This window comes from Mucilaginibacter ginsenosidivorans (genome assembly GCF_007971025.1).
Taxonomy (GTDB): Bacteria; Bacteroidota; Bacteroidia; order Sphingobacteriales; family Sphingobacteriaceae; genus Mucilaginibacter; species Mucilaginibacter ginsenosidivorans.
Genome location: NZ_CP042436.1, coordinates 5223730 through 5247712 on the forward strand (window position 1 = coordinate 5223730; position 23983 = coordinate 5247712).

The following is a 23983-nucleotide window of genomic DNA, read 5'->3' on the forward strand; positions in this document are numbered from 1 at the left end:
ACACCTTCCTGCTTTTATTGTTGAGCATTAGATGAAAGTATTGCTTGCCGGTGCGAACAGTTACATTGCCAGCCAACTTATACCTTGCCTGATAGAAAAAGGGCACCAGGTTATATGTGTTGCCCGCGACAAGAAATATTTTTCAGCTCAGCATAATTATGACGGAGTTGTAGTTCTTAATGGCGATCTGCTGCGGTCGCACAGCATCGAAGAGTTCCCTGTAGATATTGATGCTGCATTTTACCTGGCCAACCGGCTTACGCAAACTTCGGGCTTCGCCGGGCTCGAGGCGTTATCTGCCCAAAATTTCATGGACGCATTGAATAAGACCCACTGCAGCCAGTTGATAACGGTAGGCGATCTGCATGCGGCTTCGCGCGAGCATATCGAAAAAATACTCGCCGCCGGCCGCGCTTCGCTGACAGGCTTACAAACCTCTATGATCGTCGGGCCGGGCAGTATTTCCATGGAACTTTTCAGGGCATTGACGGAAAATAAGCCGATCGTGATAACCAAAGCATGGTCCGAAGCTAATATACAGCCTATTTATATCGGCGACTTATTGGGCTACCTGCTCGATTGTTTGCTTAACCGCACAACTTACAACCGCAAATTTGAAATTGGCGGCCCGCAAACCATCACGTTTAAGCAAATGCTGTTGTTGTATATAGCCACTTATGCCGACGAGAAACCAAACATTGTAACACTGCCACGGTTAAACTCCAGGCTGGCGGCGTACCTCGCAAACTTCCTGTCGCCGATCAATTATCCTGAGGCACAAAGCCTGCTCGAAAATTTGAGATACGATTCTGTTTGCGAGGAAGATTGCATAAAAGACATTTTACCCCGCGAGTGCGTCACCTTCAAGCAATCGCTGCAGTTGATACATAATCATACCGAAAAATCGATGTCGGTGTAATTTCGTATGTTGCATTAAACTCCTGCCAACTTCCATGAAGCAAGCATCTCCAAATAAACACATCCTGGTAACCGGGGGCACTGGCTCCATCGGCAAACCGTTGACCGAGGCTCTATTGCAAAAAGGATATACCGTGAGCCATCTTAGCCGCAAGCCGGGCAACGACAGTCGGGTAAAAACTTTTTTATGGGATGTGCACAAAGGTGAAATTGATGAGCAATGTATTGATAACGCCGATATCCTGATTCATCTTGCCGGTGCTGGAATTGTTGATAAACGATGGACCGAAGGACGCAAAAAAGAACTGATAGACAGCCGGACCGAGTCGATCAGGCTGATCTATGGCCTGATGCATAAAAGGACCAATAAAATCCACACTGTCATATCTGCGGCGGCAATTGGCTACTATGGCGACCGTGGCGATGAGTTAATGACCGAGGCAAGCACACCCGGGCCGGGTTTTATGCCCGAATGTTGCGTTGCCTGGGAAAAAGCCGTCGATGAAGGAAATAGTTTAGGAGTTCGTATTGTAAAATACAGGACAGGGGTAGTTTTAGACCGGTCGGGTGGGGCCTTACCTCAAATGGCCATGCCTGTAAAACTATTTGCCGGCGCTGCATTTGGAAGCGGGAAACAATGGGTGCCATGGATACACTGGGAGGATGCCGTTGGTACCTATCTTTTCGCTATTGAGAACGAACACATAGCAGGTGTATTTAATATGGCGGCGCCCAACCCGGTTACCAATAAACAATTGATGAAGGCTATAGCCAAACAATTGCGCAAACCGCTATGGCCCTTTAATGTGCCCGGTTTTGTTTTCAAATTACTGATGGGCGAGATGAGCGTTGTAATATTGGGCAGCACCAAAGTATCACCAAAAAAAATTGAGGAGGCCGGCTTTCATTTCAACCATCCCGAATTAAAAGAAGCCTTAAGCGAAATCTATGAATAAACAAACTGTCTTGAATATATTCTGGTTCCGCCGCGACCTGCGTGTACATGATAATGCAGGTCTTTATCACGCACTTAAAGGTTCAAACCCGGTTTTATGCCTGTTCATTTTCGACCGGGAGATACTGGATAAACTGGAAGACAAGGACGATGCAAGGGTAACTTTTATTTATAATTCAATTGAAGAGCTAAAAGAGAAGCTTGAAACCCATGGCAGCAGCTTATTGGTAAAGTATGACAAGGCCGGGGATGCCTGGAAGGAAATAGTAAAGGAATATGCTATTGGAACAGTTTACACCAACCACGATTATGAGCCTTACGCCGCGGAGCGCGATAAATCGGTTGAGCATTTGCTGAAAAAGCAGGGCATTGGCTTTGAAACCTTTAAAGACCAGGTCATATTCGAAAAAGACGAAGTGGTGAAAGATGACGGCCTGCCTTATACGGTATACACACCTTATATGCGTAAATGGTATCAAAAACTGAAACCATTTTATTTGAAATCATACCCAACGGAAAAATACCTCGGCAATTTATGCCAGCATAATTCACCAGCTATTCCATCTTTAAAATCGATGGGGTTTGAAAAAAGCGATTGTGAATTTCCCGATAGAAATTATGAGCAGTTTATTAAGGATTATGCTGATAAAAGAAACTTTCCCGCCACGAAGGGTACATCGCATATCGGTCTGCATTTGCGCTTCGGAACTGTAAGCATCCGCGACCTGACCCGTAAGGCGAATGAATATTACGAAAAAACCTGGCTGGATGAGCTGATATGGCGGGAGTTTTATATGATGATCCTGCATCATTTCCCAAAAACAATGGATCACGCGTTTAAACCGGAATACGATCGTATCAGATGGGTGAACGACGAAAAACAGTTCAAGGCCTGGTGCAAAGGACAAACCGGGTACCCACTGGTTGACGCCGGCATGCGTGAACTAAATACAACCGGCTTTATGCACAACCGCGTACGTATGGTTACGGCAAGCTTTCTGAGCAAAGATCTGCTGATAGACTGGCGGTGGGGCGAACGCTATTTTGCGCGCAAATTGCTGGACTATGAAATGGCAAGTAACGTTGGCGGCTGGCAATGGGCAGCCGGCTCAGGCACTGATGCTGCACCGTATTTCAGGATATTTAACCCCGATTCGCAAGCCAAAAAATTCGACCCTGAACTGGTTTACATAAAAAAATGGGTTCCGGAATATGCCGATTTCAGCAAGTATCCAAAACCCATTATCGATCATACTTTTGCCCGCGAACGGTGTTTGAAGGCGTTTAAAGAGGCCCTAACCAAATAACTATTGTGTTATCGTTATGTTGGTGACATCAAATCTCAGACAGGCATTGACAGGTATAGAGCCTGAGATACCTGAGGTACTGTAAGCCAGCCTCGACGGGATAAGCATGGATATACCCCCGTCACCGCTTTTGGTAAGCAGCATGCCGTCGGCAAACCCCTTAGTGATGGATCCTCCGCCAAGGTCGCTGAATGAGGCGGTTATAGATGAGTGGTCATCAAAAACGGTATTGTTCATCAATTTGGCAACATAATTTGCCTGCACGGTCGAATTAATATTAACCTGCGCTCCCGTGCCGACCGCGGTAATCTTATAATACAAACCGGAGTCAGGACCTTCGGTTACTTTGGTATATCCTGTCAAGCTATTAGCGGTCATATAGTTCTGGATCACCAGGTCATCATACTTAGTTTGGTCGTACACAACATAAATAGTAAAATCAAGGCATTGGTTGCCTGCTAAACGTCCGTTAGCTAGCGTCGTGCTACCTGTACCGAAACCGGCCAAGCCGTACCCTAAATGCGAAGGGACGAGCACGCGCATTTTACCGCCCCTGTATTTCAGTAGGTTATGTATTGCGATCTGCACCCCTGACGGCACCATGTGACCCAAAACGCTATAGCCATGGTTCAATACCGTATCCTGGACGGTATACTTACCATCAAAAGAATTCATTTTATATACATAGGAAATGACATCAGGATAATTCAAGGCTGGTCCTTTTCCCTGGTCAATTATCTTGTAATAGATCCCCGTTGTATCTCCCCCGGTAGTGTCACGTTCCATGCCTGAAAGGCCATTTGCGCTGATATAGTTTTGTATCTGCTGATTGTCGTATTGCTTGATATTAAGGTCGGAGCTACTTTTGCGGCACGACGTAATACCAATGGCAAAAAGCACTAAAAAAGTAAAAAGTATTTTTTTCATTTATAATTTATATCAGTTCGTTATATCGTAAAGTCTTATATCAAAATCAAGTATGGCGTTAGCCGGCAATCCAATATTCTTTTGCGGATTTGGCCCGTACGCATACCGCGAAGGTATCAATAAACGTATGATGCCGTCCCTTTGCATTTTTGGTATACCCAGCCGCCAGCCTAATATCACCTGTCCCAATGTATAGGAGGGGTGAAATTCATTGGTTTGGGTAAATGCAGTATCGGCCCCCAACACCTTTCCTGTATCCCCTACCGTTACTATGGTCGACGATGTGAAAACATCGTTCCCCTGCCCGTTGCGCAGTATAATATAATATACCCCCGAGGTATCATTGGCCTTTACCGCCTTATCCTTTAAATTATTGGCCTCTATATAATCCGCCAGTATCTTATCGTCCTTGGCTGCCTGCGCAAGGTATTTAGCCCTGTCGCTTTGAGTTTTACCACAGCCACTTACAAGCGCACCGATCAGTAATATGGGCAATAGGTACCTCTTCATTTTTCAACCGGCAAATTTATCGTTTTAAAATTCAAAAACGACTTCTTAACAATTTTTAACAATTCAGTCGCATTGGTACAACGCACGCGGCATTGCTTTATTTTTCAGTGCGGGTAAAAGAAACCTATTCGGGCTTGTAATTTACGGTGAGCTTATTGATCTTCTTCAGCAGGTCGATGAGGTATTGCTTATCATGTTCGCTGATGTGCTTGTTCAGGTAATTGTTAAACTGCTTTACCACCACACGCGCAAGGTGCCGTTTCTCCTTCCCAAGTTCGGTAAGGTAAATTTTTACCGACCGCTTGTCTCCCTGGTTCGATTCACGATAGATAAGGCCCGTCTTTTCCAGCTGGTTCAGCATGCGCGAAAGGCTGGTAGATTTTAATCCCAGCAAAGCCGCTGCCTGCGACACCGTGGTGCCCTCCTGCTCATCAATATTGATGAGTAAATATCCGATAGATTGTGTTATGCCAAATTCGGTAACCAGCTGGTTATAACGGTTAGCCATGGTTTGCCAAACCACCTTCATAAAGTAATCTATCGTTTCCTGGTGTTTAATATGCGAGGGCATTTTATCGAAATAATTCTGCAAGTATAGTATTAGTTCGCGATTTTTCGTCCATGGTCTATTGACTATTCACCATTGACAATTCACCATCCAACTTTCGTGTCATCCCCCCTGGGATCGGCGCCGCCCTCGTAATACCCCCACTGCGTTTTCAATATCGCGTCGACCCGGCCTATCGTACCGCCCTCTACAATTTTATAGCCCTTTTGCTCCAGCCTGGTTCGAACAGTGGTATCCAGCGCATTGTGTTCAATATTAACAACATCGGGGAGCCATTGGTGATGAAAACGTTTCGATGCTACCGCTTGTTGCATATCCTGTTTAAAATCGATAACGTTCATAATTGTTTGAAAAACTGATGTGATAATGGTTGCCCCTCCTGGCGTTCCAACGATCATGAACAGCTTACCATCTTTCTCCACTATGGTTGGCGTCATGGACGAGAGCATGCGTTTGTTGGGCTGTATGCTGTTTGCCTTACCACCTACCAGGCCAAACATGTTAGGAACCCCTGGTTTCGAACTGAAATCATCCATTTCATTGTTCAGCAAAAATCCCGCGCCCTTTACAAATATTTTTGAGCCGAACGAGCCGTTCAAAGTTGTTGTAATGGATACCGCATTCCCATCGCGGTCGACAATAGAGTAGTGCGTAGTCTGATCACTTTCATAACCACTGATCTTACCGGACAAAACATCCGAACTCGGAGTGGCCTTATCCCAGGTAAAGCTGCTCATGCGCATGGTATTGTATTTCGGTCTCAGCAAACTGTCAACCGGTACTTTAAAAAAATCGGGGTCGCCCTGGTATTTCGACCTGTCGGCATAAACCCGGCGCTCGGCTTCGACACATAACTGCACGGTCGAATCGCTGTTAAAACCCCAGCGGGTCAACGGGTATTTTTCCACCGATTGTAGTAATTGCAATAATGCAACGCCCCCGCTGGACGGCGGCGGCATCGTTATGATCTTGTAGCCCCGGTATTGGCCGATCAATGCCTTGCGCCAAACAGAATGATAGTTCTTTAGATCCTGTTTGGTGATCAGCCCGGCGCCGCTTTGGATTTCAGATACAATCTCATCGGCTACAACGCCATCGTAAAACCCATCCCGGCCCTTGTCGCGTATTTGTTCCAATGTTTTTGCAAGGTCTTCCTGCACCAATATGTCGCCTTCCTGCCAGGTGGTATCTTTGAGCAGGTAGTTTTTACCCGGGTTCAGTTTTTTTATTTCTTTTGATGCCCAGTTCAGATCGGCGGCAAGCCGTTTTGTTATTTTGAACCCATTACGTGCCAGGTCGATAGCCGGTTGCACCAGTTCGCTCCATTTCAAACGGCCATACTTGCGATGCGCTTCGAACATGCCGTCAACTGAGCCTGGTACCCCCGACGCTGAATGTGTCGACAGACTTTTACCCGGTATCACATTCCCTGCCGAATCCAGGTACATATCCTGGCCGGCGGCGGCCGGTGCTTTCTCCCTAAAATCAAGTGTATTCACCTCGCCTTTGCCCGAACGGTAAACCATAAAGCCCCCGCCACCGATATTGCCTGCCTGCGGATGGGTTACCGTAAGCGCAAACTGCACCGCCACCGCTGCATCAACGGCGTTACCACCCTTTTTTAATATTTCGAGGCCCACATTAGCGGCGTCGGGGTAAGCACAAACCACCATTCCATTGTGGTACTCATCGCTGTTATTTTTCCCAAGCGTGCCCTGCACGCAGCTTGCGGAGGCGAAAAAAACTGAAATAAGTAAAATATGCAGGAAATATCTTAGCTGTATAGGATTCATAACCAGGTTATATAATCGGCCTAATTTAGCCTAATTCTAAAAAATATATCGTAACAATTAGCTGCTAAAAACTGTTTGTCCTGTTAAATAGTGGAAAACTTATTTATTACAGCTAATATTTAATAACAAGTTTTGCATTTGAAAATCAGCCGGGTATGGCTTTAAACTAAAGTCATTGACATTAAAAGGCAGAAAATAACGTTATTTGCAATAAACTTCTATGAAACGAGCTACTTACTTATTATCTATTTTGGGTGTTTTATTATTTATTGGCAACACCGCAAAAGCACAAGCACCAGAATACCGGCCTAATTATCAATTTGCCGCAGGATTAAAATTCGGCGGGTATGAAAACGGCGTATCGGCCAAATATTTTATGGACGAAAAGACCTCCCTTGAGGCCATCGCCGGGCTGCGTTCACCGCATGGGCTGGTTATTACCGGCTTATATGAACTCAATGTAAAGGCCTTCAATGTTGAAGGATTCCGCTTCTATTATGGCTTTGGTGCACACCTTGGAGCAGTAGGCGCAGGCTATTACAAAAGATTTAATGGTGACGACCAATTGTACACCGGCAACAAAATATTGCTGGGTGCCGATGGCGTTATCGGCCTCGAATACGTGATACCTAATTCGCCCATCGCTGTCAGCCTCGACCTGAACCCGCGCCTCGAATTGGCTACCGGGCCATTCTTTGACATTGCACCAGGTTTAGGTGTGAAGTATTGCTTTAAGTAAAAATATTAACCCCGTAACGAAAAGGGTCGGTTGATGTCAGCCGGCCCTTTTTAATTTCCTGATCACTACCCCCTACCTATCAATAATGATCTTTCGCGCATATTTTTTATTCCCCAATAGTATCTTGAGTATGTAAGTACCCGGCGGAAGGTGGCTTGTGTTGATAATCGTACTAAAGTTGCCGGCTGCAAGTTGTTGTTGCGCCAAATAATTCGTGCGCCCTGCGCTGTTAACCAGCGACAAGGTTAAGGATGATGCAGCCGGAGCGGCAAATACCACGTTCAATTGCCCGTCGGCAGGCACAGGAAACACCGCCAGGCCTATATCATTATCAGAACTGAGTGATGTATTGACATATACAAAGTTATCCGATTGCGAAACGCAGCCGTTGCTTAAAATGATATCGACCCGGTAATTACCGCTTTGTGCTGCTGCATAAGTTTGCCCGGTAGCCCCGTTTATGGCGACATTGTTTAGATACCATTGATTCCCGCTGGTAAAGTTCGAGCTCAAAATATTGCCATTCTGTGTGATGACCGGTTTAACCAGGGAGACAGATTGCTTTGTTGCCGAAGCACAACCGGGGCTTACCAGGCGGATATCGTACAGGTAATAGTAAAAATTCTTATAATACGCCGTGTCCGAAGCTGACGTGGCAGTATTCCCCTGTATGCTGAAAACATCCCCTATTTTAAAAGGGTAACCGGTGACGCCGCCATTGTTTCGATAGATCGTCGCATCAGCGTCGTAGGATGTGCTGATCGTGTAGTGCCCGGCCGCAGGGATAAGCAGATTAAGATTATAGACCTGCCCCTTATCAGTCGAGTCGTCGTCCAGGGCACCGGGTCCGGGGTTCGAGCGCGTTGCTATTGCATTGACCACCGAGGTTGAAACAACTTCGCCGGTTGAATCGGCAACGGTAAAAGTTATCTTGCCCGAATTGCCAATATAAAGACGGGCGCTTTGTATAATTACAGGTATACGCGAGAATACTGTTATGGAAGGGGTAAATTGATTGTACCCTCCTCCTGTAAAAACATTCTTGGTGGCAGGGCCAACTGTGCCGTGAAAATCGTTCAGACCGGCGTAATAACTTCCATTCGCCGGGGCCTGCGTGGTTGTGGCTAAAGCGCCATAGGCAAATGGTATTGTATCGGTACTTGATTTATACCAAAGCACTTCGCCGTCACCGGTACCGCTAAGCAGGTACGAATTACTTGCATTGCAAAAATTAGCCGAAAGGCCGCTCAACTGGGGCTGGTCAGGCGTTGTTACAGTATCGGTTACTGCATTATTGCCAGGAACGAGGTCGGTGGATAAGTTTGTAGTTGCGGTAACGACATAACTTGTGCCTGGCGAAATATTGAACGAGGAAGTAAAGGTAAAATCGTCCTGCGCAAGCGAAGTTATCGAACCCGAATAGGTTTGGCTTAGCGATGTTGTGGTCCCGTCGGCCGCCTTAATGGTCACATTTACAGGTATCGAATTGATAGTTGTGCTGCCATAATTTTTAAGGGTGACAGTCACAGGTACCGGTCCTGTACAACTGCCGCCCGACGCCGGGCTTATAATCGCCGAAACACCTACATCGATACTTGTTTGGAGGAACTGCACACGATAATCCTCTGTTTCGCCTTTGGCGTAGTTACCGCACGAAGTGATGATTGAAGGGTCGGACGTTTCGGTAAGTACTACGCGCATCAGGCTAAAATTGCCCGGTATCACCGTACCGGGCACGGTAATGCTGGTACTGTAAACGCCGGTCCCGTTAATAACATTGCTTGTAGCAACAAGCTCGCCAGCCTCAAATGTCCCGTTCCCGTTCCAGTCGATAAACACTTTTGCCGCTTTGTCAAAATTGGCGCCGCAGGTGCCGAGCGTTAAACTTAATGGATACGTTTTTCCCTGCTCCAGCCGTACGGTCAGGTTGGTATAATCAGAATAGGTGGTACAGCCGGCCGGCGGTGAATTACTGATGTTCGATAATCTTACAGTATTGATACGGGAATCGGCATTTGATACCGCGGCTGAGGTACAATACGCCGCCCCGCCAATACCCGTTGCGATAATGGAATATGCCTGGGAACCCGACGAGAGTGTTCCTTTATGCGACACAGTGATGGTGTAAGCCTTACCGGGAACAGCACCTGTTATATAAACCTGTTCCACATTGTCCCTGATGTTATCGCCTGTGGTTGCAGCCAGCGACGGATGAGCAGGATCTAGAACCCATGGTAAATAAGTAGTTGTACCATCACTGATGCGGATGTCGAGGTCATTAACCAGCTTGGGCGTACGGCTATTAATAACGCCGTCGGGCGTAATACTGCCTGCCGGGTCGGTCCATGATATCGTGGCTACAAGCGGGCCATTACCGGAAGCTACTACATTATAGGTTTGCGTTTGCCCCTGCGCCAGTGTTTTCTCCTGGATCAGGCTTTTCGTCCCGTTATCAGTGATGGCTTGTGCCGCTTTTTTCATATCCAGCAGCCCCCAGCCGTAGATATAATCGGGGCCGACATTCCCGGCGTCGAAAGCTGTATGACAAGCAAGTCCTTTCAATGTGGCTGCACGCATAAAGGTGCCCGAATGTTTTTGTGCATAATATTCCTGCAGCAGGTATAGTGACCCGGTGACATTTGGCGCAGCCTGGGAAGTGCCCGAATAAGTGATATAACTTGTCGGGCTGCCCGAGCCGGTGGATAATACATCAAGGCCATTGGCTACCAGGTCGGGCTTAACGCGACCGTCATCTGTCGGCCCCCAACTGCTAAAAAAGGTGGTCGTGATGTTTTGCGAATTAGAAGGTCCGTAGGGTAAAGGGTTAATAGCGCCAACCGTAAGTATATTTTTAGAGTTACCGGTAGTGCTTATACAATCGTAGCTGTTATTGCTGCTGATATTAGCCGGACGCGGCCCCTTGTTTACAATAGTTTGGTTAGTAGCGCTGCTGTATCCGTAATAAGTTGCACCCACTGCCGGACCGGTGCTTCCGCGGGAGTTACCAGCTGACTCGACTATCAGGTAAAATGGCGCATTATAAGCTATCTTATCCCATGCCTGTGCACGGTCCGAATAAAACCCGAAAGTATAATCAACAGTATCGCCGGGCAAACCGTACCATTCCCAGCGATTTGCGGCATCATTAAAATTCCAGCCCGCCTCGTCACCATAAGAATGGTTTGATAGCAGCAAGCCTGAAGCCGCCGCACTCATTTCGCCTATGTCGTTATTAAAATCGTATGAATGGAGCGTTGCGGCATTAAAAGCCATACCCTTTGCTGGGGGATAAACGCCTTTCGCAAGCATTGTACCGGATACGTGAGTAGCATGGTCGATAATAACCGAAGTATCGCCGTAAGAGATCGTTTTCCCGGCAAATTCCTGGTGTTGCCTGTAAACCCAACCACCATCCCATATTGCCAGTTTATTGTTGAGAAAAGCGCTCGAACCCGATAAGTTCAACCCCAGCAAGCCGCCCGGTTGCACGGTGTTGGTATTGGTAGTAGCGGCGGATATGACATTATTGTCGGTTGCAAGGTATACGGGGAAGCCAAGGCTGTTTACACCCTGCAGCGAGACGAGGCCGCCGTTCTTTGTTCTACGGCTAAGGAGCCAGCCGTGGACTTGGGCAAGAGAAAGCGCTTTTTGATGGTTGGCCCGGAAAGTTTCATTGGCTTTGGTGGTTAAAATATCCAGGTTCCTTTTGTTATCGGGTGTCACCAAAACCTGCTGCTGAGCAAAAGCGTCACCAGCCATCAAAAGCAAAAAAAACGCAGCTACTGAAGTAAAACTTATTCTCATCCGCCCTTTTTAAATTAAACAACAAGGTTAAAATCAGCCATATACAAGACTAATTGATGTACATGAATTAACAATGAATAGTTGCCTCAATAGTTAATCGTTTTTCAAAACAGGCAGAACCTTAACGCAACCATGCCCGATAAAATTATACTTTTTCCCGTTATTTCGTGGTAGTATTGGTCGCAGAGGCCTTATTTATTTTTAGGGTAATGATTAAAATACGTAAAAGTAAATACGGCGGATGGGTATTGTTTTTCGATCTTTTCCTGCATCCTTTTATAAACCCAAACCTGCGGATAGGCGGATACGCGTGTTTCGGCAATTGCCCAGGCCTGGATATCCGCTTTTGCCTGGCCACGGCACATAGAAGCTTTGCTGTTTTGATTGAAAAACCGTTGCAATGGCTTGCAGCGTGAAGTATCGGCAACGCAAATGGTCATTTTAGGGATGTTGGCCGCGAATAAAGCAGAGGATAAATTATAATCCCAATAACCTATAAAACTTAGTGCGGGCAAAATGCCCCAAATTACAAATATCAATTTATTTACACCGTGCACCACGGACTGAACTACTGCCACACGTTCCTTTCCCCTCAGAAAGATAAGGTAAAGAAAAACTATCATAGATGTATTCCATGGCCAAAGCACGCGATATCCGCGGTACCCAAAGGGACTGAACAACAATAAAATGAAAACATGCATCATGATCAAAACGATCGCCGACCAAACCTGGGTTTTCCTGAATAATAAACCCACACCTGCGAGCAATTCAATTACACCCAATAAATACCCGCTGTAATGAACCCAGCTTTGCATGATGAAATGAGCAGGCATTTTCAGAAAAAATTTAAGGATCAGCATGTTCCAAACCGTGCGCACGAAATCCTCGTTCAATTTGCATACACCACCATAAAAATAAGTGGATACCAACACGAAGGCAATGCAGGCAGGTATAACTCCGTTTTTTTTAAAGTTGAACAGGAAAATAAGAATAGTGAAAACGTACTGATATTCCCATGGCAGCAACCGGTTGATATCCAGCACACACGAAATAACTTCAACGCTTAACAATACCAACAGAACAGCGCGAACAGGTTTGAAAAAAGCCAACAGGATGAGCCCTATCGATAGTCCAAAAGCCACCGCATGCACCACTCCTGGTACTTGATCAAAGATTTTGAATAGCGGGACAACAGGTAATAACCGGTTCGTTGTCCATATCCTCCAGCTCAATAATTTCGCGAATAGCCAGAACAGGCATGTTATCTTTAACAAAAGGTCGCTTCTGTTTTCATCGAATAAAGAAAGCCGTTCACCGGGCATTATATAGTGAAGATTTGGTTGGTAAATCCACCACAATTTACAAAAATAATCCAATTACCGGTTTTCGCCGGCTTGACTGTTAGCCGCCTTAACTTGTAAGTATTTGAAACATATGTTAAATTGGGCACGTAAAAATAAAAACCTATATTTGTAACTGTAGAAATTCTTCATGAAGCTAAAAGCCGGATTTTGTTCCCTTGTACTTTTCCTGACGGCTATTGTAAACGCAGTTGCACAGACCACTGTTCCGTGTGATGATGCTGACCCGGATGCTTCGTGCCCTTTGGATACATGGGTAATTGTACTTGTCGTAGTGGCGTCCGCTTTTGCTGCCTACAGTCTTTACCGTAAGCAAAATATACTACCCCGCGCTAAATAATTCTTCTTTCTTTGCCGGCAATAATGCTCGGGTTAATAATTTAATTATTGATTCCTTGACTCGATTTTTCAATTAATTTAATTAACCTATGATTAATATTTACAATCCACCTATTTTCATTCCATCAAAACAAAGGGTATAAGGCTATATTTTGCACCAGCCATATCGGTATTCTATATTTTTGTAACAATTTATTAAAAAAATTAACCGACCATGAAACCAATCATGTGTTATAACGTATAACGCCGCATTATCAGGCCAATTATATGGGCAAAGGATAGTGTAAACGGGATATAATTGATCTTTTAGCGATAAATAATCTGCCCTGCAGAGTATTCATTTAAAGAGAAAAAATTAGCCGTACACGTTGAAAATCCGATTACTATTCCTTCTCTTAATAGCTTTGATCTTTTGCGCGCAACTGGCACAGGCAGGTACGACTTATACCTGGAACGGAGGCGCCAGCGGCAACTGGACAACGGCATCAAACTGGTCGCCAAGCACCGGCTACCCCGGAAGTTCGGGGACTACTGACATTGCCCGCATCAACACCAGCAACGCAGTTATAACGCTTAGTGCCAGTTTAACCATCGCTTCATTACAATCAACCAATTACGGTGTATCAGGCGTAAAAATACAGTTTTCAGGCTCCGCAGTTTTGACGGTAAATTCGGGCCTCACTACAGCTCAGCCTTCATCAGCTTCGAATGGCATAATTTTTTCCGGTACCGGAACTGCAAATATCGGCGGCTCATCACAGCTTGGCTATCAGTCATCGATGTCTATTTTGTCCGGAGCTAACGTAAATTTTACAGCAAGCTCCACGTTCAGTTTTCCCAACAATCACTCTGGTATAACAAACGCCGGAGCGCTGAATTTTCTGACCGGCTCATCATTAACACTCCAGGATCAAAGCCAGTTGACCAACACGGGTACGCTGACAACCACAAAAGCTACTATAACCCTTTCGGGCAGCGGCAGCCCCGCAAATATCATCGACAACCAGGGTACTTACTTGGATCATGGCTCAACAATTAATATAACCGGCCAAAATGCTGCTTTCAAAAACTCAACTTCCTCGGCGGTTTGCAGATTGCGGGGCACGACACTTTCGTTCAGCACCGGGAATAACGGCATGAGTCTTACCAACGCAGGTACGTTTATAGCCGACTCAGCCGCTACGCTTAATATCGGCACACAAAGCTGCCCCATTACTAATTCGGGCGGCTTCTATGCAGGCACCTCAAACTCGTCGTGCATCATTAATCTTACTGGACAAAGTTCTACCATTACTAATACCGGCACTTTTTATGTCGGCTCAACGTCGGGGATAACTATATCAGGGTACCAGGCAGGCATAACAGCTGGCAGCGCAGGCTTTTTTATATTCCAGTCCGATGCCTACGGCTCAGCCTATTTGGGCGCCGTGCCAACTAACTCCGTCGGCAGAGTTACAGGCACTTACTATGTGCAGAGGTATATCACCGGGGGCAGTTCGGCTTATCGCAGTTACCGGCTGTTCTCTTCGCCTGTTTATGCAAGTACGATAAGTGGCAATAATGTTTACAGCCTAAATTACATTAACACAGGCTCCCTTACAACGGGTTCGGGCGGTACCAGCGGCGGGTTTGATAAATCAGGCAATCCAAGTATATACCTTTACCGCGAAAATATGAGCCCATCGAATACCACTTATATTTCAGGTAACTTCAGGGGTGTGGCTACCATAAATAACGCCCCAACATACACTATTGATGGCGATGCCGGCAGCTTCAACATCCCGGTTGGAAATGGATTTCTTTTCTTTTTCCGCGGCGACAGGGTAAGCAACCTGGCCAACAAATACACACCTGGCACGAGTGCTGAAAGCTCCATTGAGACCGCCACAGGGACAATGAACCAGGGCCAGGTAACCGTGAAAGACTGGTTCACCCCGGCATCCTCCAACTTAAGCTATACGTCCGGTTCGCCGGCGTCGGTCCGTGGTTTTAACCTGGTAGGCAACCCTTACCCAAGCTCCATCGATTGGGAAAATTTTCAAACATCAAGCACCACAACGGGCATATACGGTTCAAACGTAGGTAATACGATTTATGAACTGAACCCGCTAAACGCAAACTTTGGTGCATATATAAAAGGCGGGGGCGGCATAGGAACCAATAATGCAACAAACATAATAGCAAGCGGGCAGGGTTTCCTGGTAGTGGCCGGCAGTGCTTCGGCAAAACTCATATTTAATGAATCGGCGAAAACAAGCACACAGGCAACCGGCGCTGGTCTTTTAATGAGCACGGCTCCTGTAGCAACAAACCCCATCCAGTACCTGAAGCTGCAATTGGGCCAGGATTCGGTGAATACGGATGACATGATCATCCGCTTTATGAGCGATGCGACGAGCAAATTTGACCCGGAGGTTGATGCGATATATAAAGCAGGTAATGGCAAAGTAAGTATCTCGAGTATTTCGGGTGATAATGAGAACCTCGCTATCAATACCATTCCGCTCGCGTCGGGCAGCAAAACGCGGCTATCAGTAAATACAATCACCGACGGTGTTTATTCACTTAGCTTGAAAAACCTCCAGGGGGTGCCGCAATTGTACGATATATGGCTGATGGATGCTTATAAAAAGGACTCCTGCGACATGAGGCATAACCCCACTTACCGGTTTAATATCTTTAAAAATGATACCAATTCATTCGGCTCCAACCGTTTCGCCCTGGTAATTCGCCAAAACCCGGCCTATGCATACCGCCTGCTCGGTTTTGCGGCGACCAAAATGCAGAACCCAGCCGGAACAGCAAAACGGGTACAACTGACCTGGCGATGCGAAAACGAGCAAAACTACACCCGGTTCGCCGTTCAGCGCAGTGCAGATACCGGGAAGACCTACGAGATTGCAGGGATTGTAAAGGCAGCCGGCATGGGTACTTACAGCATAATAGATTCGCTGCCGGGGAAACACAACCTTTACCGGCTTATGTCAACAGATGTAAGTAACACGATATCCTACTCCAACATCGTGCGGGTCGACTACCCTGACCCAACTACCAAAAGCACTGTCAGTATATATCCTAACCCGGCCAGTTCAAATATCAGCCTCACAATAACAAATCCCAAAAGTGTTGCCAATAGTTATATGATCATGATCACTAATAGTTCGGGTTTGGTGATCAGTCAATCGGCAACAAATTCAACCACCTGGCAGGGCAGTATTGCCGGCTTGCACCCCGGCACCTACATCATCAAAGCATTTGATAACAAAACAAAGGAAGAAGTTGGCAATGCCAAATTTGTAAAAATGTAGCCTAATTAATCCATATATACACATCAACCGCCCTTTGCAATTGCCGGGGCGGTTTTTTGTTTTTAGACGTTTTTCCGGACACATATATACCTCTCTAACAAGCAGTGGCCCTGTTTAAGCCATGTTTTCATCTCATACCCATCAATAAATCAACCTTTTATGAAATTTACATTAATCATTAATTAATATTTTTCTTTTAAAAAGAACATAATTATATTTAATATCGTATAAAGCACGCGTAAATTAAAGGTTAATTATTATCACTACCTTATTGATAATAAACCGTTAGTGAGGTGGGAAGCATAACCCCGATGCTATGAGAAGAACAAAGCTTTACTTGTTGATTTTAGTCGCATTCCTGTCCATTCAGCGGAGCGTAGCAGGCACAACTTATACATGGACAGGCCTTGCCTTTAGCAGCAACTGGACGTCATCAGCCAACTGGTTCCCCTCCACGGGATATCCCGGGAAAACCGGCACGACAGATATTGCTGTTATTAACACAAGTTTACAAACCGTTACACTTACCAGCAGCTTAACCATAAGCCAGTTGCAAACGACATTGTATAGTGTTTATGGCGTTAATGTACAATTTTCGGGCTCCCCTATACTTACTATCAGTAATGGTATCAGTACAGCCCAGCCTATATTCGCAGCAACAGGTATTACTTTTTCAGGTTTGGGTACAGCAAATATCGGCGGCACCTCCCAGTTGGGTTATCAGTCGTCTATGGCCATTGCTTCAGGCACTACAGTAAATTTCACAGCGGGCTCGGCATTCAATTTTCCTAACAACCATTCCAGTATCACCAACGCCGGTGCGCTTAATTTCCTAGCCGGCTCTGTACTTACCTTGCAGGACTTTAGCCAGCTAATCAATACCGGTACGCTAACCACCGTAAAATCGACCATAACACTTTCGGGAAGCGGCACGCCCGCCAACATTATCGACAACCAGGGAACATTTATCGATCACGCCTCAACCATCAATGTCACGGGGCAAAATTCGGCTATAAAAAATTCAACGTCAACCGCCGTAACCAAAATGCACGGAACAACCCTGACTTTCAGCAGCGCAAACAACGGCATGAGCCTGAATAATGCAGGCTGGTTCACGGCCGACTCTGCAGCTACAATTAATGTTGGCACTCAAAACTGCCCTATCACCAATACAGGAACTTTTTATTCAGGGATTTCGAATTCGGCTTGTATCGTTAACCTGACAGGACAGGGAGCAAATATTAACAATTCGGGCACTTTTTACGTGGGCTCTACTTCCGGGGTAACCATATCGGGTTACCAGGCAGCAATTACCAACAATAGTGCCGGCTTTTTTATCATTCAGTCCGATAGCTATGGCTCCGGTTATATCGGGTCCGTCCCTTCTACCTCGGTTGGATTTATCACCGGCACTTATTACGTACAACGTTATATTACGGGGGGCAGCTCAACTTACAGGGGATACCGTATGGTGTCCTCCCCGGTTTACACAAGCACCGCGAGTGGAAACAATATATATAGCCTGAATTATGTCGGGGCGACATCCCTATTGACGGGCTCCGGCGGAACCGCGGGTGGATTTGATAAAACAGGTAACCCCACGCTGTACCTTTATCGTGAGAATATGCCGCCGTCGAACGTGGCTTACACTTCGGGCAATTTCAGGGCATTAAGCGCCATAAATGCATCACCTTCGTACTCGGTTTACGGTGATGCCGGCAGTTTCAATATCCCTGTCGGTAATGGCTTCCTGTTTTTTTTCAGGGGTGATCGCACCAGTAACCTGGCCAATAAATATACCCCCGGCACCAGCGCCGAAAGCGTAGTTATGACTGCAACCGGGTCAATGAACCAGGGACAGGTGACCGTGAAAGACTGGTTTACGCCGTCGTCGTCCAATTTAAGTTATACATCCGCGTCGCCGACATCGGTACGGGGATTCAACCTGGTGGGCAATCCTTACCCAAGCTCGATAGATTGGGAAAACTTCCAGACAGCCTCTACTACGACGGGCATATATGGATCTAATGTAGGCAGTACGATGTACGAGCTCAACCAGACCAATCAGAACTTTGGCGCTTACGTCAAAGGTGGTGGCGGTATCGGCACTAACAAAGCGTCCAATATCATTCCCAGCGGCCAGGCATTTTTCGTTGTTGCTACCAGTTCGTCGGCACAGCTCATTTTTAACGAAACGGCGAAATCGACGGCGCAGGTGACGGGACTCAACCTGTTAATGAGCACCACAGCTAACGAAGTGGTCAGTAACCCATATTTGAGGCTGGAGTTAAATAAGGGCAGTTTTGATATGGACGATATGCTGATACGCTTCAATAGCAGCGCCCTGCCGAAGTACTCGCCAACCGAAGACGCACCTTACCAGCAAGGCTTTGGTAAAGGGCACCTCGCAAGTATGTCTTCGGATAGTATTAAACTTGCCATCAATACATTACCGCTGCCAAAAAACAGCGAAAGCATCCCGTTGAATATTACGGCCACAATAGATACAGTATATCAGTTGGAATTAAAAGAACTGAAACAAATACCCCAGTTGTATGATATATGGCTGATGGACGCGTACATGAAAGATTCTGTCAATATGCGCGATAACCTCAAATACAATTTCAGTATCATCAACAAAGATCCTGCAAGCTATGGTTCCGGTCGGTTTGCCCTGGTAATACGGCAAAACCCTTACTATGCTTATCAATTATTAACCTTCGATGCAAAAAAGGCAGCAGATGCTACACATGTGGTGGTATCATGGGCAACGCGAAACGAGGAGAACTATACGCATTTTACAGTTGAACGCAGTCTCGACGGAGGTACAAACTTTGAGGTAATCGGCAATGTCAGTTCAGCCGGGCTGGGTGCTTATAGTTTCATAGATAATGCCCCCGTTATCGGGCCGAATTTCTACAGGCTTAAACAGGAAGATATAGATGATAGTATACGTTATTCAAAAGTATCCGAGGTGATGTATTCAAAATATGCCGGTAGTATTACCGGTAATTTGAGTGTGTATCCCAATCCTGCAAAATCGTCCATCAACCTGGTCATCGATACAAAAATAACGGATGCGGCAAATTACAGTATATCAATTACCAACAGTGCTGGCATAGTGGTTAAACAAGTGAACTCGACGCAACCATATTGGCAGGGCGACATAACCACCTTGTTGCCGGGAGCCTATAGTATTAACGTTATAAATAATAAGAACAAAACCAGTGCAGGGATTGTCCGGTTTGTAAAACTATAGATCGCAAAATCCACCCGATCCGGGACGTATTTATTACGCCATTTACAAGAGCGATCATGTCCGAAACTCATCCTTATCACCCTGGCGAAAAGCGCTTACAACCTTAGCCGCTCAACCGTCGAAATCTTTACTTCAATCACGCATTGTGTGAAGATTGTTACACGAATCGGGGAATAGTATATCACTTGCTAACCTATTGACCTTTTGGCAATAACGCCCTCTATAAAGCTTTTTTAATGGCTACAGTGGCTAAAACGGACCCGTATATAAGCGTTTGAACATGTATAGCATAGTATTTGCCTGTGATGTATCCACTATTGATTATTCACGGGACAAACGAACATTGCTACATGAGAATATCTAACAAATATTTGCTGTTTCTTCTATTTACCTGCGCTTTATTTTCAGCCCCGATAGACAGTTCAGCCCAGGCTCCTAACATCAGTTACACTCCTTCTACAAACGTTTATACCATTAATACAGCGATAACGCCATTGGTCCCCGCCAATTCGGGCGGAGCTGTTGCGTCATTTGCCTATGGCACCGGTGTACAGCTAACAGGAGCGACATTAAGCAATCCTTATGGAATGGGTATCGATCCATCCGGCAATATTTATGTTGTTAATTACGGCAACAGTTCGGTAAGCAAGTATAATTCAGCGGGGGTTTACCAAGGCACGTTTGGTACCAATGCCAACCTGTCCGAGCCGGCGGGTATCACTTTCGATGCGTCAGGTAATGGCTATGTATTAAATTACCACCGCACCAATAATGGCCTGGGTAATAACCACGGCAATGCCTATGTGGACAAGTATAATTCGGCCGGCACCTACCAGTCGACCATCATCCAGGGATTAGGTACCGCAAATGGTATCGCCCAGGACGCCTCTAATTATCTATACGTAGCACAGGGTAACTACAATAGCGGTGCGAATACAGTTTCCCAATATAATGTCAGCGGCGGGCTGGCCTTTTCTATAGCTTCCGGCCATACAACAAATCCTGTGGCGGTAGCGGTGGATGGATCGTACAATATCTACGTGCTTGACAATAGCGGCCAAAACGTAACCAAATACAACTCGACAGGTGGCTATCTTTCAACTGTGATCACCGGGTTAAATAATCCTAACGCAATTTATGTAGACGGTTCAGGCGATATATATATCGGCGATTCGGGCACCCATACCGTAACTGTTTACAATGGGTCAGGCACGCTTTTGACTACGATATCGGGGATAACGGACCCGGAAGGGCTTGTTACCGATAGCAAAGGCAATTTGTACGTGTCTGATTTTACCAATAACACGGTAACCCGGTATCCACCGGTGGGCGGGTACTACCTAAGCAGTATATTGCCCACAGGCTTAAGCTTCAGCAGCGCCACGGGTACATTTTCAGGCACTCCGACAAGTCCGTTTTCCGCTACTACTTATACCATTACAGCTTACAATGCAAGCGGCAGTGGTAATACGACGGTTACATTATCTTGCCCGCCTAACCTGGCTGCGCCGCTGATCAGCTATAATCCCTCCATCAACGTTTTTACTATCGGTTCCGCTATAACGGCATTAACACCGACAAATACAGGCGGAACGCCAACCAGCTATTCCATAAGCCCTGCAACATTGCCATCAAACCTGAGCTTTAACCCGTCAACCGGCGCCATAACAGGAACTCCAATGGCACAAACCGCAGCAACCGTTTTTACGATAACAGCTACAAACGGATCGGGCAGCAGCAGCGCCAAAGTAAGTATAGCATGCGTTGTGGATAATTATTGGACAGGAAGCAAAAACAGCGACTGGGCCACCAAACAAAACTGGAGCGCCAACCGCGTGCCAACCGCTACCGACCTTGCCAGTATCGGCGTTGTAAATTATGCCGGCGCCGAGCCGGCAATATTAGCAAACACCACGGTAGCTGCTTACTACGTGACATTTGGAGCGAACTCCGGCACATTAACTGTACAGAACGGGGCAACACTTACCGTCAACAATATCCTGACTATCAACAACAACGCTACCCCAAACTTTATAGGCCAGGGGACAGGGGCCATCAATATTGTTCCGGCTGCTGTAGTAAATGTCAGCGGTACCGGGGCATTAACAATTACGAATGCCTCCTCAACGGTGAACCTGGTTACTTTGCAGTCAGATGCCACAGGCTCGGCAACTGTGAGCCAGATGACATCCGGTTCCATTTCAGGCACCCTTAATGTGCAACGCTACGTAACAGGAGGCGCCGGGTACCGTGGCTACAGGCTGATCTCGTCGCCGGTGAACAGCGGCGTTACGGCCAATGGCAATACCATTTTCAGCATGAATTACATTGCCGCTGCCATCCCTTCAACAGGTCTTAACGGCATACCGGGCGGATTTACCAAAGCGGGAAACCCCACATTTTACTTGTTTAGGGAAGATAAGGTCCCGAACAACTCCTCGTACGTGACCGGAAATTTCAGGGCCATAGCCGATATGAGCGCCGCGCCAAATTACACCATAGAACTTGACGGGTCAGGTTTCAATCTACCGGTTGGCACAGGCATCCTGATGTTCTTCCGCGGCAGCCTGGCCACGGTAAATCCTTTCGTGACTACCACCACACCGGTTGCAGCTACCATTACAGCATCGGGTAAATTAAACCAGGGACCCGTCACGGTAGCCGACTGGTATAACCCTGTACCCAAAACATTGGGCTATACAACTACTTCCGGACTTGCCTCTGTTGAAGGCTTCAACCTGGTAGGAAATCCATACGCCAGCTCCATCGACTGGAATACCTGGAGCTCCTCCGTTTCCACAGCGGGAATATATGCGCCAAATACAAGCGGGTTTATTTACCTGCTTAATCCCACCGGACAGGCAGCCGGTGGAAACTACGGTGTCTACAGCCCATCAACGGGTGGTGTAAACAATGCAACCAACATTATTCCAAGCGGGGTTGGATTTTTTGTGCAGGCATCGGGAGCCGGTACTGCCTCACTCACTTTCAACGAGTCGGCCAAGATAAGCACACAGGTAACCGGGCTTAATTTATTTATGAACACTCAGCCGGTTGCCCAGGCAATAAACCAATCCATACTAATTAAAGTAGCCCTGGACACTATTAATACTGACGAGACATTGCTTAGTTTTAATAGTCATACCAAAGCCACATTCGATATAGCAGAAGATGCCAGGTATCAGACGGGTACGGGCAAAGTTCATCTTGCAAGCATGTCGACCGACCGGGTTGCACTTGCTATCAATCAGCTTCCTTTATCAAAAACCGTTAGCATTCCGTTGAAGGTCTCGGCAACATCAGGTGGCAGTTATACCATAACCGCAAAACGGATCTCCGGCATCCCGGCACTGTACGACATATTTTTAAAGGACGCATTCACAAAAGATTCAGTTAATATGCGGACTGCAGGGAGTTACAGCTTCGACATAAATATGGCGGATACAAGCACATTCGGGTCAAACCGCTTCGTGCTGACGATGACACAAAACCCGGCTTTAGCGTATAAACTAATAGATTTCACGGCAGAAAAAGGTACCGGCAAGCACGTACTGGTACAATGGGAAACTGCGAATGAAGAAAACTACACGCGTTTCACGATAGAGCGCAGCACAAACGGGGGTAACAGTTTTGAGGTTGTCGGCGGACTCACCTCAACCGGGACCGGGGCGTATGCCATTACCGACAATGCTCCCGCAGCGGGACCGAATCTGTATCGGCTGAAGCAGGAGGATATCAATAACGAAATAAGCTATTCGAAGACCGTACAGGTGATGTATTCAAACCAGGCGGGCGGAATAGCCAACGTATTGAGCGCCTATCCAAACCCCGCCAAATCAACCTTAAGCCTTATCATTCAGCCTAAAACAACAACCGATGCAGGCTATGAGATCAGCATTACAAGCGGTTCGGGGCAACTGGTTAAGCAGGCAACCACAACGCAGCCTTTCTGGCAAGGCGAGGTGTCCGCATTACTGCCTGGAACTTATTTCATCAGGGTAATAAGCAACAAGGATAAAAGCCTTGTGGGCAGAACTCAATTTATAAAGCTTTAAACATCAAACAAACTTCAATCAATCGCAGTAAACACCTGTAATACAAAATCATATATTATTATATATAATTTCAACAGAGATCGTTTAGATAATAACGTGCCCAAAAACGCTTTTAAACGCTGATAAAGTGCGCTTTAGCA

The 23983-nt window shown here is 46.4% G+C and carries 14 protein-coding genes; 8 read left to right on the forward strand and 6 right to left on the reverse strand.

The window, feature by feature from the left end; all coding sequences use genetic code 11:
* Positions 1-31 precede the first annotated feature (31 nt).
* The 3 genes from FRZ54_RS23790 to FRZ54_RS23800 are packed head-to-tail and all read left to right on the forward strand — an operon-like array spanning position 32 to position 3180.
* Positions 32-919 carry an NAD(P)H-binding protein gene (locus FRZ54_RS23790; protein ID WP_147034287.1) on the forward strand — a complete coding sequence of 296 codons (888 nt, stop codon included), beginning with the start codon at positions 32-34 and terminating at the stop codon, positions 917-919.
* Positions 920-953: 34 nt separating this feature from the next.
* Positions 954-1874, forward strand: a complete 921-nt coding sequence (locus FRZ54_RS23795) for a TIGR01777 family oxidoreductase (RefSeq protein WP_147034288.1) — start codon at positions 954-956, stop codon at positions 1872-1874.
* Positions 1867-3180, forward strand: coding sequence for a cryptochrome/photolyase family protein (locus tag FRZ54_RS23800; protein ID WP_147034289.1), 1314 nt, complete (start codon positions 1867-1869; stop codon positions 3178-3180). The genes FRZ54_RS23795 and FRZ54_RS23800 overlap by 8 nt, the downstream gene beginning before the upstream one ends.
* Here the strand turns inward: FRZ54_RS23800 and FRZ54_RS23805 are convergent, their stop codons facing one another.
* The 4 genes from FRZ54_RS23805 to ggt form a co-directional block, all read right to left on the reverse strand.
* Positions 3181-4107, reverse strand: coding sequence for an FKBP-type peptidyl-prolyl cis-trans isomerase (locus tag FRZ54_RS23805; RefSeq protein ID WP_147034290.1), 927 nt, complete (start codon positions 4105-4107; stop codon positions 3181-3183).
* A 12-nt stretch (positions 4108-4119) separates the two neighbouring features.
* A complete protein-coding gene (locus FRZ54_RS23810; protein WP_147034291.1) occupies positions 4120-4617 on the reverse strand; it encodes an FKBP-type peptidyl-prolyl cis-trans isomerase in 498 nt (165 codons plus the stop codon).
* Between the two features lie 124 nt (positions 4618-4741).
* The gene (locus FRZ54_RS23815; protein ID WP_187359845.1) at positions 4742-5176 is read right to left on the reverse strand and encodes a MarR family winged helix-turn-helix transcriptional regulator; all 435 of its coding nucleotides are present in this window, start codon (positions 5174-5176) and stop codon (positions 4742-4744) included.
* A gap of 92 nt (positions 5177-5268) precedes the next feature.
* Complete coding sequence (ggt, locus tag FRZ54_RS23820) at positions 5269-6978, reverse strand: gamma-glutamyltransferase (RefSeq protein ID WP_147034293.1); 1710 nt, start codon at positions 6976-6978, stop codon at positions 5269-5271.
* A gap of 220 nt (positions 6979-7198) precedes the next feature.
* Here ggt and FRZ54_RS23825 point away from each other — a divergent pair, with 220 nt between their 5' ends.
* Positions 7199-7717: a hypothetical protein gene (locus FRZ54_RS23825; RefSeq protein WP_147034294.1), complete on the forward strand. Its 519-nt coding sequence runs from the start codon at positions 7199-7201 to the stop codon at positions 7715-7717.
* A gap of 72 nt (positions 7718-7789) precedes the next feature.
* Here the strand turns inward: FRZ54_RS23825 and FRZ54_RS23830 are convergent, their stop codons facing one another.
* Both FRZ54_RS23830 and FRZ54_RS23835 read right to left on the reverse strand, forming a co-directional pair.
* Positions 7790-11521 (reverse strand): S8 family serine peptidase, encoded by a 3732-nt coding sequence (locus FRZ54_RS23830; RefSeq protein WP_147034295.1) that lies wholly within the window; start codon positions 11519-11521, stop codon positions 7790-7792.
* A 191-nt stretch (positions 11522-11712) separates the two neighbouring features.
* Positions 11713-12843 carry a hypothetical protein gene (locus tag FRZ54_RS23835; RefSeq protein ID WP_147034296.1) on the reverse strand — a complete coding sequence of 377 codons (1131 nt, stop codon included), beginning with the start codon at positions 12841-12843 and terminating at the stop codon, positions 11713-11715.
* A 169-nt stretch (positions 12844-13012) separates the two neighbouring features.
* Between FRZ54_RS23835 and FRZ54_RS23840 the strand changes: the two genes are divergently transcribed.
* The 4 genes from FRZ54_RS23840 (at position 13013) to FRZ54_RS23855 (ending at position 23843) form a co-directional block, all read left to right on the forward strand.
* Positions 13013-13222, forward strand: a complete 210-nt coding sequence (locus FRZ54_RS23840) for a hypothetical protein (protein ID WP_147034297.1) — start codon at positions 13013-13015, stop codon at positions 13220-13222.
* A 367-nt stretch (positions 13223-13589) separates the two neighbouring features.
* Positions 13590-16529 carry a T9SS type A sorting domain-containing protein gene (locus FRZ54_RS23845; RefSeq protein WP_147034298.1) on the forward strand — a complete coding sequence of 980 codons (2940 nt, stop codon included), beginning with the start codon at positions 13590-13592 and terminating at the stop codon, positions 16527-16529.
* A gap of 316 nt (positions 16530-16845) precedes the next feature.
* Positions 16846-19788 (forward strand): T9SS type A sorting domain-containing protein, encoded by a 2943-nt coding sequence (locus FRZ54_RS23850; RefSeq protein ID WP_147034299.1) that lies wholly within the window; start codon positions 16846-16848, stop codon positions 19786-19788.
* Positions 19789-20138: 350 nt separating this feature from the next.
* The gene (locus FRZ54_RS23855; RefSeq protein ID WP_187359707.1) at positions 20139-23843 is read left to right on the forward strand and encodes a putative Ig domain-containing protein; all 3705 of its coding nucleotides are present in this window, start codon (positions 20139-20141) and stop codon (positions 23841-23843) included.
* The last annotated feature ends 140 nt before the right edge of the window (positions 23844-23983 follow it).